The 13,263-nt window shown below is 35.0% G+C and carries 11 protein-coding genes; 6 read left to right on the top strand and 5 right to left on the bottom strand.

Going from position 1 to position 13,263, the window contains the following annotated elements; all coding sequences use genetic code 11:
* Positions 1 to 63 precede the first annotated feature (63 nt).
* Positions 64 to 942 carry a nuclear transport factor 2 family protein gene (locus K6119_RS18600; RefSeq protein WP_221834775.1) on the bottom strand — a complete coding sequence of 293 codons (879 nt, stop codon included), beginning with the start codon at positions 940 to 942 and terminating at the stop codon, positions 64 to 66.
* 91 nt (positions 943 to 1,033) lie between these two features.
* Here K6119_RS18600 and K6119_RS18595 point away from each other — a divergent pair, with 91 nt between their 5' ends.
* The 5 genes from K6119_RS18595 to K6119_RS18575 all read left to right on the top strand — a co-directional run bounded on the left by K6119_RS18595 (position 1,034) and on the right by K6119_RS18575 (position 9,756).
* The gene (locus K6119_RS18595; RefSeq protein WP_221834776.1) at positions 1,034 to 2,530 is read left to right on the top strand and encodes a M16 family metallopeptidase; all 1,497 of its coding nucleotides are present in this window, start codon (positions 1,034 to 1,036) and stop codon (positions 2,528 to 2,530) included.
* Between the two features lie 5 nt (positions 2,531 to 2,535).
* Positions 2,536 to 4,710, top strand: a complete 2,175-nt coding sequence (locus K6119_RS18590) for an insulinase family protein (protein WP_221834777.1) — start codon at positions 2,536 to 2,538, stop codon at positions 4,708 to 4,710.
* Between the two features lie 182 nt (positions 4,711 to 4,892).
* Positions 4,893 to 6,872, top strand: coding sequence for a hypothetical protein (locus K6119_RS18585; RefSeq protein WP_221834778.1), 1,980 nt, complete (start codon positions 4,893 to 4,895; stop codon positions 6,870 to 6,872).
* Between the two features lie 96 nt (positions 6,873 to 6,968).
* Complete coding sequence (gene dnaB / locus K6119_RS18580) at positions 6,969 to 8,507, top strand: replicative DNA helicase (RefSeq protein WP_221834779.1); 1,539 nt, start codon at positions 6,969 to 6,971, stop codon at positions 8,505 to 8,507.
* A complete protein-coding gene (locus K6119_RS18575; protein ID WP_221834780.1) occupies positions 8,491 to 9,756 on the top strand; it encodes an asparagine synthetase B in 1,266 nt (421 codons plus the stop codon). Before dnaB ends, K6119_RS18575 begins: the two co-directional genes overlap by 17 nt.
* On the opposite strand, the gene K6119_RS18570 is transcribed toward K6119_RS18575, so the two are convergent.
* The 3 genes from K6119_RS18570 to K6119_RS18560 all read right to left on the bottom strand — a co-directional run bounded on the left by K6119_RS18570 (position 9,757) and on the right by K6119_RS18560 (position 12,223).
* Positions 9,757 to 10,278, bottom strand: coding sequence for a hypothetical protein (locus K6119_RS18570; protein ID WP_221834781.1), 522 nt, complete (start codon positions 10,276 to 10,278; stop codon positions 9,757 to 9,759).
* Between the two features lie 4 nt (positions 10,279 to 10,282).
* Complete coding sequence (gene rseP / locus K6119_RS18565) at positions 10,283 to 11,788, bottom strand: RIP metalloprotease RseP (protein WP_221834782.1); 1,506 nt, start codon at positions 11,786 to 11,788, stop codon at positions 10,283 to 10,285.
* A gap of 93 nt (positions 11,789 to 11,881) precedes the next feature.
* Entirely contained in the window at positions 11,882 to 12,223 is a 342-nt protein-coding gene (locus K6119_RS18560) for a PHD finger domain-containing protein (RefSeq protein WP_221834783.1), read from the bottom strand.
* 87 nt (positions 12,224 to 12,310) lie between these two features.
* Between K6119_RS18560 and K6119_RS18555 the strand changes: the two genes are divergently transcribed.
* Entirely contained in the window at positions 12,311 to 12,817 is a 507-nt protein-coding gene (locus K6119_RS18555) for a CvpA family protein (RefSeq protein WP_221834784.1), read from the top strand.
* On the opposite strand, the gene K6119_RS18550 is transcribed toward K6119_RS18555, so the two are convergent.
* Positions 12,806 to 13,222: an OsmC family protein gene (locus K6119_RS18550; RefSeq protein ID WP_221834785.1), complete on the bottom strand. Its 417-nt coding sequence runs from the start codon at positions 13,220 to 13,222 to the stop codon at positions 12,806 to 12,808. The two genes, K6119_RS18555 and K6119_RS18550, sit on opposite strands and share 12 nt — an antisense overlap.
* Positions 13,223 to 13,263: the final 41 nt, after the last annotated feature.

Here is a 13,263-nt window from a genome sequence, read left to right as displayed (position 1 = left end):
GTCTTCTATTTTTTGACGAAATTAATAATTTATTCTTGGCTCGCTTTTGATTCCGGCAATCCCTTATTTTTTATTTGTCTTCAACTTTGATTTTCTGAGATTCATAAAATCCTTAATCTTTTCATTCTCTATCAACACGGTCAAATTGTAATGCAACAATTTCCAGTTACCGGGACCTACTTGAACAAGTACACCTGAACCTCGGCAATCTTCCATCCAAGTATCCATTTTTTCATCAAACCAGGCCATTTTCATATCATCAGATAAATACCAGTTTCTGCTTATTGTTTTAAAATCCCACCCTTTCTTTTTCTCAAAATAAGGCTTGCAAAAACTTCCAAACTCTTCCTTTGACCAACGTTCATTGGGATCTGTACCTAAATAATAAAAATCATCTGCCATAAAATCAAAATAAGCATCAAAATCAGAATTGGAAGCGGCCGCATGCCAAAGTACCATTTGTTCATCCAGATACGTCTTCAGATATTTTTCCTTTTCTTCTTGTTCAGTCTCTTGCTGTTTACAATCACAAGGTGTAGATATCACCTGTTCAATTTTATGTCCGGTTTTAGTTGAATTCCATATAAATAAATCTGTACCACAATGATTCAGTTCACCGTTTAAATAAAATTTAAAGAAAACAGTCACTGTACTAATCTGGCTATACATTTCTTCAAAATCAGCAACTATTTCTATTTCTTCTTTAAACTTTCCACTTCTAAATTTGCTACAAATACCTAAAAATCCTTCTTTATTAAATGAAAAGGAAGAGTCTCCTTCTACGTGTTGAATAGTAGCAGTTTCTGAAAGCATAGCAGAAATGCTCACTGAATCTCCCTTATTTAAATATTCATAAAACCTTTCTGTCTCAATTTTTGAAGTAGTTTGGGCATAAACACCATGCATCCCAAAAAATGCTATTACTGTCAATAAATTTCTCATACCATTCAGCATAAATTATCACCTTATATCATTAGTTCCTTCATATTTAGGAAACAAGTTATATTTTTGACCTTGCATCAAATATATATATATGAAATTAAGAAATTGGTTGATTGGAGCACTGATATTTGCTACTACCGGTGTTTCGGCCCAGGAAAGAAGAAAAATAGATTTTGAAGAGTATGATCTCGACAATGGAATGCATGTGATTCTGCACGAGGACCACTCTACTCCAATTGTAGCTGTAACAGTACTTTATCATGTTGGTTCAAAAAACGAAAAAGTTGGGAGAACCGGTTTTGCTCACTTCTTTGAGCATTTGATGTTTGAAGGTACAACCAATATTGACAGACATACTTATGACAAACATGTTGAAAGAGCGGGTGGAACATTAAATGCTAACACCTCTCAAGACAGAACATTCTATTTTGAATTGTTACCATCAAATCAATTAGAGATGGGGCTTTGGCTAGAATCAGAAAGAATGTTACATGCTAAAGTTGAAAATGTCGGAATTGAAACGCAAAGAGAAGTTGTAAAAGAAGAAAAAAGACAAAGAGTAGACAATCAGCCATATGGATCTTTTATGGAAGAAGTATTCAAAAGAGCTTACAAAGATCATCCATACAAATGGGTGCCAATTGGAAGTATGGAAGATTTAGATGCCGCTCAAGAAGAAGATTATGTAAACTTCTACAGAACATTTTATGTCCCTCATAACGCAACACTTTCTATTGCAGGAGATATTGATCCAAAACAAGCTAAAAAATGGATTGATAAATACTTTGGTTCTATTCCAAATGGAGACAAACTGGATGTTTATAGAGACAAAGAATTTTTGAGCCTTGAAGATTTCCAAAAGAAATATGCAGAAACGTTGAGAGGAAGAGAAATCTCAAAAGACTTTGTTGGTGATTGGCACAACAAATTAGGGACAGAAGAATTCATTGCCAAATACTTTGGAGGGATCTCTACTAAACCTCATGATATTCCAAGACCAACTATTAAAGAAGGTTTATTGGAAAAGGAAATCAGAGATACGGTTTATGATAACATTCAGTTACCTGCGATCATTGTAGCCTATAGAGTACCTGAATTAAGACATAAAGACAAATATGCACTTGACATGCTTAGCATGATTTTATCGCAAGGAAATAGTTCTAGATTCAATAAAAACATTGTTGAAAAGAAACAGCAGGCTTTGGCTGCATTTGCGTTTCCTTTTGGATTAGAAGATCCGGGAATCATGTTATCATTAGCCATTGCGAATCAAGATGTAAAACTTGAAGATTTGGAAGCGTCAATGGATGAAGAAGTAGCTGACATTCAAAACAACTTAATCACTGATGAAGAATTTGAAAAACTTCAAAACATGATTGAAAGTGATTTTGTATCTAGTAATTCTACAATGGCAGGAATTGCTGAAAGTTTAGCTAACAATCACGTTTATCTTGGATCAACAAATATGATCAATAAAGAGATTGATGAATACATGAAAGTAACTAAAGCAGATATTCAAAGAGTTGCTAAAAAATACCTAGCTCCTACTAATCGAGTTATTTTATACTATTTACCTAAATCAGCATAAGAAAAATGAGAACAAAAAATATATCAAAACACATTTTAGCAGGAGCTACTGCCCTATTAATTGGTGTTAATTCAATTGGTCAGGTAGATAGAAGTCAACCACCTAAACCACAACCAAATCCTGAAATCAATTTAGAGATTCCGGAGATTGTGAATATGGACAATGGCTTAAAAGTTATTGTGGTAGAAAATCATAAACTTCCTGTTGTTTCATTCCAGTTATTTGTTGATTATCCAACATTACCGGAAGGAAATAAAGCAGGTATGCAAAGTATTTTTGGTGAATTGCTAGGTTCTGGAACTGAAAGCTATACAAAAGATGAATTTGATGCTAAAATAGATTTCATGGGAGCTAGCATTTTTACAAATGCAAGAGGGTTCTATGCTTCATCTTTAAAAAAGCACACAACAAAATTACTTGAGTTATTAAATGAAGTGGTTACTAAACCTTCTTTCCCTGAGAAAGAATTAGATCGTATTGTAAACCAAACAATTTCAGGTTTAGCGACTCAAAAATCAGACCCTAATACAATGGCATCTAATGTGTCATCTGTTGTGAATTTCGGTAAAGACCATCCTTATGGAGAGATTGTTACTGAAGAATCATTAAACAATATCAAAGTTGATGATATCAAAAAACACTACAGCCAATATTTTGTTCCAAACAAAGCCTATTTGGTAATTGTAGGAGATGTATCTCAAGAAGAAGCAATGGGATATGCCAACAAATACTTTGGTGATTGGAAAAGAGGTGGAGAAATGAAAAAACAAACATATGACGTTCCTTCTTACAAAGGCAACAATGTTTATTTCGTTGACAAACCAGGAGCAGTTCAAAGTCAAATCACAATCACAAATACTGTAGAATTAACTCCAGGGCACCCTGATGCGATTAAGGTAAGTGTCATGAATAAAATCTTAGGAGGTGGAGGTTTCTCTGGACACTTAATGAAAAACTTAAGAGAAGACAAAGCTTATACCTATGGTTGTTATTCATCTATCGGAACTGATCCATTAAATGCAAGTTTTTCTGCAGGAGGTAGCTTTAGAAATGAAGTAACAGACAGTGCAATTGTTCAAATTCTATATGAAATTGACTGGATGACAAACAACTTGGTAACTGACGACGAGTTAGAATTGATTAAAAATTCAATGACAGGCTCATTTGCCAGATCACTTGAAAGTGGCAGAACTCAAGCAAATTTTGCCTTAAACATGGCTCGTTACAATCTTCCAAAAGATTATTACAGCAACTATCTAACAAGATTAGAAAAAATCACAAAAGAAGACGTTTTAGAAACTGCTAAAAAGTATCTAAGACCTGATAACCTGAACATTATAGTAGTAGGTAATGCTGAAATTGCTGAAAAACTAGATGTTTTTGACAACAATGGAGGCATGGAAGTAAGAGATGCCTTTGGAGATGAAGCAACATTACAACAGTTAAAAGCTGTTCCTGATGGTGTTACTTTAGAAAGTGTAATTAACAATTATGTTTACAAGACTTTCATGGTAAGCAACAAAGAGGAATATGATGCTAAAATGAATAAAATAGGAATGATTATCAAAGAATATACTGGATCAATGTCTATTCAAGGGATGAATCTTTCATTATTCATTACAACTTATGCAGGTAAACCTAATAAAACTGCTACCCAAACTATCATCAAAACTCCACAAGGAGATATGAAGCAGAAAGAATATTTCAACGGCGAAAAAGGTGCAACTTCGGCTCCTTTTGTTGGAACAGAAAAATATGAGGGTGATAAATTGGAGCAGAAAAAAATGAACTCTTTCCCATTATCCCAATTGACATATGCTAACAATAAATTCTTAGATGTTGAATTGATGGGGATTGAAGAAAAAGAAGGTAAAGAATACTACAAAATCAAAGTCCAGGAAAAAGGCAAAGACAATGAATATGGCTTTGAATACTATTCAGTTGAAACTGGACTTTTAGAATTGGAAGAAAGCTTTACTGTAGCGGATTTACAGGATGGAAATGGAGAACAAACCATTATGTCCACTACAGTATTCTCTGATTTTAAAGAAGTTAAAGGTGGTCTTTACCTGGCTCACACTACAAAGATTTCTAGTTCAGTACAGAACATAACCACTACACTGAACAAGGTAGTTGTTAAAAAGAAACCTAAATCTTCTGCATTTGACGGAAGTTTCTAAAATATAAAGCCGCCTTGAGCGGCTTTTTTTTTATTTCTACATTCCAAAATTGTGAATTTCAGCTGATGTTAATTAAGTATTAACAATTCGCTAAATTCATACACAATCATTTTTTGTACTACATTTTATTAGTACCTTGGTCTCAGAAACTCTGTTTTACTCAGGTAAAACTTGCTTACTAAATGAAAAAACTGTTAACATCAGTACTGCTGTTAGTGGTTCAGTATGGGCTGAGCCAAAGTGTATGGATCAACGAAATACACTATGACAATTCTGGTACAGACGTAGGCGAAGGTTTTGAAATAGCCGCACCCGCCGGTACTGACTTATCATGTTATCAAGTAATTTTATATAACGGAAATGGTGGAGCAGCCTACTCTACTATCAATTTAAGTGGAACAGTTCCTGATAATGGATGTGGAATTGGAACAGTTTGGTTTGCAGAAGCAGGCATGCAAAATGGTAATCCTGACGGAATAGCACTCTATAATACTTGCACCAATACAGTAGAACAGTTCTTAAGTTATGGAGGAAGTTTTACCGCCACTGACGGTCCCGCAGTTGGTGTTACGTCAACAGACATTGGAGTCACTGAAGGAAGTGGAACTGCTGCTGGCGAAAGCCTCCAACTTACAGGTGGTCCGGGAAATACTTACGGAGATTTCACATGGACCACTGCAGCCACGGCAACAGAAGATGCAACCAATAACAGTCAGGATTTCTGTACAACTCCTTGTGGAGGATTAGACACTGAACCTACAGATGATGTCACAGATAATGGGCCTGTTGTTTCATGTTATTCAGCAGACCTAAATTGGACTTTAGGAACGGATGCAGATAATGTTATTGTTGTTTTCTCTACTTCACCAATTACAGGTACACCCGCAGATGGAACTCAGTACAATGTAGGAGATTTGATTGCTCCCGGAGAAGAAGTAATTTACAGTGGATCATCAACGTCCGTATCTTTGAATAGCCTTATTGACGGAACAACCTATTATTATGCAATATTTGAATACAATGGATTTGTACCAAACTGTGAAGAGAACTATTTAACCGGAGGTATTATCTCCAGTTTTACCACAGCCACTGGTTGCGCAGAACCTTATATCCAATCAGTAAATTATAATGCTTGCACTGGTGCCGAAGGGACAGATGAGATAGTTGTAGTTCAAATGGGAGCTGATCCTGTACCAGTTGATAGCTTAATTATTGAACTTCCTAATACAACCTGGTGTAATGTAGGGTGTGGTTCAAATACAATTGTTAACAATCAGGCTTATTTAGATGATCTTAATGCATTAGCAGGATGTACTCCGGATTTATTCACTTACTGTGACCCAATTCCGGCAGGAGCCAATTTAATGATTTTTACAGGTAATCCTCCTTCTGCATTAATTGATTATTCTAATAATTGCGGTGGAAGTTATTGCGCAATATTCTTAAATAACACAGCAACAGCAGGTAACTTTTCTAATACTTCAAGCACACCAAGAGTAACAACAATTTATTTTGGTTCTACTTCATCTTCAACTGTTGAATATACAGCCACAGATGGACCTTGCACCTATGGGTCAGGATGTGATGGTGAAACGGCCAATTACGATCAATACGGAAATCTAATTGATCAATCAGTAAATACAGATTGTATTTATCCTTTAGCTGTTGTAATGAGATCACTTTCAGGTTATCATTCAGACGGTAAAAACTTTATTGAATGGAGCACCGCTTCTGAAGAAAACACCTTGTACTTTGAAGTATTAAAATCAAGAGATGGCTCAAATTGGGAAGTGATAGATAAAATTGATGCTTCTAGAAATTCGGTGACAGAACAATTTTATAGTTCGATTGATGCTAATCCTGAACCGGGAATCAATTATTACAGACTTAGAATTTATGATGCCAACGGGAGCTTTGAAAACACCAATATCATTTCTATTAAACAGGACGCACTGTCAACTTATTTTAATGAAAATCAAATCACCATTGGTTTTGAAGAAAAACCAAATAAAAATTACACACTGAATATTTATAGTTTAAATGGTTCATTGGTATACTCAGCTCCGGCCAAAACTAACATGACCATTGATTGGCAATTGAATGGATTTTTCATTTTGGAAATTCCTGAATTAGAATTGCGCTCTAAGCTTATTACTCACTAAAGCATCATTATTAACATTTTACCGCTTTTTGTCTGTTGATAAATAAATCACAATAGGTCTTTTCTTGAGCACCTTCAATTCGTTATATTTGCTGTGATGGAAGAGAAGAATGTAAATAGTGGGCAGAAAAGATCGTTAATCAACAAATCAATTCAAAGTATAGGTGAAATTGGCAAGATCCCTCCTCAGGCTGTGGATATTGAAGAAGCTGTACTTGGAGCTATGTTGTTAGAACGAAATGCAGTGAATGATGCAATCGACATTTTGGAACCTGAAAGTTTCTACAAAATGGAGCATCAAAAAATATATGCTGCAATCAAAGATCTTTTTGGTCACTCTGAAAATATCGACATTCTTTCTGTTACTGAAAAATTGAGAAAAAAAGGGGAACTTCAACTTGTTGGTGGGCCCGGATTTATAGCTTCTCTTACAAACCGTGTAGCTTCTGCAGCTCATGTTGAATACCACGCAAGAATTATCTCTGAAAAATACATTTTGAGATCTTTAATTGAAGTTTCATCTGAAGTGATTAAAAACGCCTATGATGAAACCAAAGATGTATTCAACGTACTAAACGAAGCGGAAGATGGCTTATTTAAAATTGCTGAAGGAAACCTTAAAAAAGGTTACTCAGGTGTTAAAGAGCTGGTAAAAGAAGCCACAGATGAGATTGAAGCTGCTTCAAAAAATAAGGATGGTGTTTCTGGTGTTCCTACCGGATTTACTGATCTTGATAGATTGACATCAGGTTGGCAAAAATCTGATATGATTGTATTAGCTGCTCGTCCCGGAATGGGTAAAACAGCCTTTGTACTTTCAATGGCTAGAAATTCTGCAATTGAATTTGGACAGGCAACAGCAATCTTCTCGCTAGAGATGTCTAACGTACAGTTAGTAAAAAGGATGATGGCCATGGAAACTGGTATATCATCTGAAAAACTGCGTAAAGGTTTTACAGACCCTGAAGATTGGGAAAAATTGCACAGTAGGTTGAGTAATCTAACTGACGCACCAATTTTTATTGATGACACCCCTGCCCTTTCAATTTTTGAATTGCGTGCAAAGTGTCGTAGAATGAAAATGCAGCATGACATTCAACTGGTTATCATAGATTACTTACAGTTAATGACAGCCGGAACAAAAGGAGGGAACAGAGAGCAGGAAATCTCAACTATTTCAAGATCCATCAAAGAAATTGCAAAAGAGATTAACGTCCCTATTATAGCCTTGTCACAGCTTTCGCGTTCAGTAGAAACAAGAGGTGGTGACAAACGTCCAATGCTTTCCGATTTACGTGAATCTGGAGCAATTGAACAAGATGCCGATATGGTTGTATTTATATACAGACCTGAATACTACGGTTTGGATCAAGATGAAAATGGTTTGCCTACAGAAGGAATTGGCGAGATTATTGTAGCAAAACATAGAAATGGTTCATTGGACACTGTTCGTTTGAAATTCATTAAAGAGTTAACTAGATTTGACAATCTGGACGCATTTGACACTATGGATTACGGAACTAGTTTTGTTCCTAACAAAGATTTTGACAATAGTTCAGATACAATTACGTTAGGTAGTAAAATGAATGATGACGACATTCCTTTAGGCAATAATTTAGATGACATACCTTTTTAGAATATTACTATTAATCTTACTGGCACTGCCCTATAGCGGAAAAGCTTCTGCTATTTTGGTCCCAATGGATGAAACTCAAAAAAATCATCTTAAAGCTTACGGTGTAGCCTATTGGGTACTAGAAAATGAGGTAGTAATGGAATGGCTACTTAATTATAGAGGTGGAAGTTTTCTTTTTCCTCACGCCGAATTAATTGAAGAAGAGCTTATTCTTAAAGGAGTTTCATACAGCATACTTCCAGACTCTAAAGTAAAAGCAATTAAATCCGAAATTGCGAACCCCGAAGTAAACATGGAAGTTGTTCAGCTAGAAAAAGCACCTAAAATTGCCGTTTACACCCCAAAAGGTAAACAACCATGGGATGATGCTGTAACAATGGTTCTTACTTACGCAGAAATACCTTATGAAGAGATTTATGACTCTACAGTTGTAAAAGGTGGTCTACCTGAATTTGATTGGCTACATCTTCACCATGAAGATTTTACAGGACAATACGGTAAATTCTATAGAAACTATCATACCCAAAGCTGGTACCAAAAACAAGTACGAGACAATGAAGAAATGGCTAAAAAACTTGGTTTTGAAAAGGTCTCTGAATTAAAATTAGCAGTTGCGGTAAACATTAAAAACTTTGTTGCTGGTGGTGGATTCTTATTTACAATGTGTAGCGGAACGGACAGTTACGATATTGCGCTAAGTGCTGAAAGTACAGATATCTGTGAGCATATGTATGACGGTGATCCTGCTGAAGCGAACTTTCAATCAAAAATAGATTTCACCAAAACCCTTGCATTTAAAGACTTTACAGTTGAAAAAGATCCAATGGTTTATGAATATTCTGATATTGACGGAACAAAAGATCACTTAAGAGTTCCTGAACAGCAAGACAAGTTCTTTTTATTTGAATTTTCGGCTAAATGGGATGTTGTACCCACTATGCTTTGCCAAAATCACACAATGGAAATTGATGGTTTCATGGGGCAAACTACTGACTTTAGAACAGAATTTATCAAACCTGATGTTTTGATCATGGGTGAAAATAAGGCTATGGGAACAGCCAGATATATTCATGGTGAATTTGGTGAAGGGACCTGGACCTTTTATGGAGGCCATGATCCTGAGGATTATCAACACTTTGTAGGAGATCCACCAACAGATTTAAATCTACATCCTAACTCTCCAGGATACAGATTAATCCTCAATAACATCTTATTTCCTGCAGCTAAAAAGAAGAAGAGAAAGACTTAACTACCTAATCTCGAAAGTATCAAAGATTTTATTTACCTCTTCTTTGTACAGATCAAAGTTTTCTTGAGTTGCAGTAAAGGTCAACACATAAGCTCTATTGTTCTTCACAATATAACGTTGCATGTATTCTAAATCTCTACCTTCCATTGGTCCTGTATAAACAATATGTTGATACGGAAGCTCAGCATCCACATCCTCAAATTCAATCACTTCACTACCAGGCATAAACTCTTCAATTTGAGATTTAGAAATAGAAGAATACTCTTTTAATCCCATATTTTCAGGAAGATCTTGAGACAATACGTTGATATTCTCATAGAACTCATCCACCTTACCAAGATCTGGACCGAATAGAATTAAATCAGTTCCGTAGGTGTTGGTAGTATCTAAATTCCATTCATCAGGATATTGTATTTCAATACCATTTTTTGAATAAACATTCCAGTCATTAGCTGATTCACAACCAACAATAGACAAAGACAGTACTGCCGCAATTGCCAATATCAAAACTTTTTTCATCATTATTTTATTCCGTAAATGCTTTGTAAATATCATTTCCATTGGCATATAGCACCAATCCTAGTATCAAGATCAACCCAACTAACTGAGCATATTCCAACACTTTTTCATTTGGTTTTCTACCGGTAATCATTTCATATAATAAGAACATTATATGTCCACCGTCTAAAGCAGGGATTGGTAGGAAATTCATGAACGCAAGAATAATAGAAATCAATGCCGTGTTTAGCCAGAAAGTATGCCAGTTCCACTCAGGCTCAAATAATTTACCAAAGGCTCCAAAACCACCCATTGAAGAAGCACCTTTCTTAGTAAATACAAACTTCAACTGAGCGGCATAATCATGCAGTGTCCAATAAGCCAATTTAAATCCTGATGCAATGGCAGCACCTATTGAATATTCTTCTGTAGCAACTAAATCTTTAATTTCTTTATCACTAAGTCCAACTCCTAAAAGACCTCTATTGTTTGGTGTTACATTCATGGAAATTAATTTATCTCCACGCTTAATATCAACATCAACATTTCTTAAATTGTGAACAGTAGATAACATTTGATCCCAAGAAACTAATTCAGTATCGTTAATACTTATTAATCTATCTTCAGTATCCAAACCATTAGTGCGGGCCAAACCTCCCATCATGATTGAGTCTATAGAAGAGAAAGTACTATCAATTCTTCCATCTTTTTCATAAACTACTTTCCACTCTCTTTTTTGGTAATCCCTCAAACCATTTGAAAATTCATCCCAAAACTCCAATTTAGCACCATTCAAACCAACTATTTGATCTCCTTTTTGAAAACCCGCAGTTTCTGCAGGGGAAGCTTCATAAATTGAATCAATTACTGCGTGTGTTCTTGGTGAGAACATTGACATTGCTCCGGTTTGGAACATTTCATATTCTACATCCTCACTCAACTTGATCGTTTCAATTTCTCCAGAAGGGTGCTCAACTTCTACGTCTTGAACTCCTCTCAATAAAATGAACTTATTGATATTATTAGATTCTTTAACTACTTCTCCATCCAAAGACAGCACTTTATCTCCATCTTCGAAACCATAATGTTTGAATTCAGGAGCAATTGAATAACCGTTTACTATTTTATCTGCTGGTAAGTACTCTCTACCCCAAATAGCTAAAACCATAGCATAAATAACAAAACCTACTATCAAGTTTACTACGATTCCACCGATCATAATGATCAATCTCTGCCATGCTGGTTTTGTTCTGAATTCCCATGGTTGCGGTTCTTGAGCCATCTGTTCTTTGTCCATTGACTCATCAATCATTCCTGATATTTTTACATAACCACCCAAAGGAATCCAACCAATTCCCCATTCTGTATCCTTAATTTTCTTTTTGAAAATCGAGAATTTATAATCAAAGAAAAGGTAGAATTTTTCTACTCTTGTTTTAAAAGCGCGTGCCGGCAAGTAATGTCCAAACTCATGTAAAACGATAAGAATCGAGAGACTTAAGATCAATTGTCCGGCTTGAATTAGGATATCCATTTATGAGTTTTAGTCCGCAAAGATAACGTTTTGTGTACTTTTTAAGACGTCATCTTCCATCTAAAATTGTAAAAGATGTGAAAAGTAACGTAGTTAAAGGTATTTATTAACTTCAAAATACTGAATTACAGCTTCTTTTAAAAGAGATTCTTGTTCCTTAGCTCCAAGTGCCGGTAAATTCTCAATTTTATCAAAATGCGGCCATCCATCTTCATCTTCATGCGAATATTTATAGTAACCATATGGTTCTAAAATAGTGCAAATAGCAATATGCATCAGGTTCATTTTTTCATCTTTAGAAAACTTCTTGAATCCTTTACCAAGTTCCTGAACACCAATTATTAAAACCACGGCATCCAAGTCTAATCCTTCACCAAATTTTGATTCTAATTTCTTTACTACTTCTTGATATGCTATTGCCGTTACGTGATCCACTTTGAACAGTTTTTTGTTTGCAATTACTCCGTATTGTTTTATTCCGACACAAAATTCAGGATAATTTTAAGATCAAGAATCATTTAAATGAATTATCTCGACATTTTAATAGTCATTCCTATCATTATTGGTGGGTGGAGAGGTTTTAAAAAAGGCTTTATAATTGAGTTTTTTACCTTATTGGCTTTGATTTTGGGAATTTACGCAGGTATTCATTTCTCTGATTTTATGACCAACATTCTTCGAGATAACCTAAACCTGACTACTCAATACTTACCTGTAATTGCCTTTACAATAACCTTTTTACTAGTAGGAGCAATGGTATTTTTCTTAGGAAAAGTATTGGAAAGGGCAATTAAAGTTGTCGCTTTAACGCCAATTAATAAAATTGCTGGATTAATATTTGGAGCAGCAAAAATGCTTTATCTATTGAGTGCGTTATTGGTTATCTTAGAATCTATAGATGAAAAAAATGACTTTATCCCAACAGAACAAAAAGAAGGTTCACTTTTATACGAAGTCGTTAAACACACTTCTCTACAAACGGTTCCTGCTTTAAAAAGTAGTACCTTATTCTTAAAATCAATAGAATAATTGTTTCAGATTGGTTGAAATAATAATGTCCTTCGCCAAACTTTCTGTGACTGGACAATGATGAACTTTTTCTTCAATAATTCTAAGATCATCATGACTAAAACTATTGGAACCAAAATCAAACTGAATACTGATCTCTTTAATTCTTCTTGGATTAGAAGCCATTACTTTATTCACTTCACATTTAATTTCACTTATTTTCCTCCCTTCCTGTTCAAAGTGTATCCCTACAACTGTTAAAATACATGTAACCAGTGCAGTTGCCACCAGGTCAGTTGGTGAAAATTTCTCTCCCTTTCCATTGTTATCGGTGGGAGCATCAGTTTCAATTAAGGTATTTGATTTAATGTGTAATGCTTCGCATCTTAAATCGCCTAAGTAATTAATGTCATATTTCTTTTCCATGATCGGATTAATTTGTAATGTTTTAACTTAATTCGTTAATC

The sequence above is a fragment of the Paracrocinitomix mangrovi genome (assembly GCF_019740355.2).
GTDB classification, from domain to species: domain Bacteria; phylum Bacteroidota; class Bacteroidia; order Flavobacteriales_D; family Crocinitomicaceae; genus Paracrocinitomix; species Paracrocinitomix mangrovi.
Note: the sequence above shows the minus strand (reverse complement) of the source record. Positions and strands in the feature narration are given on the sequence as shown.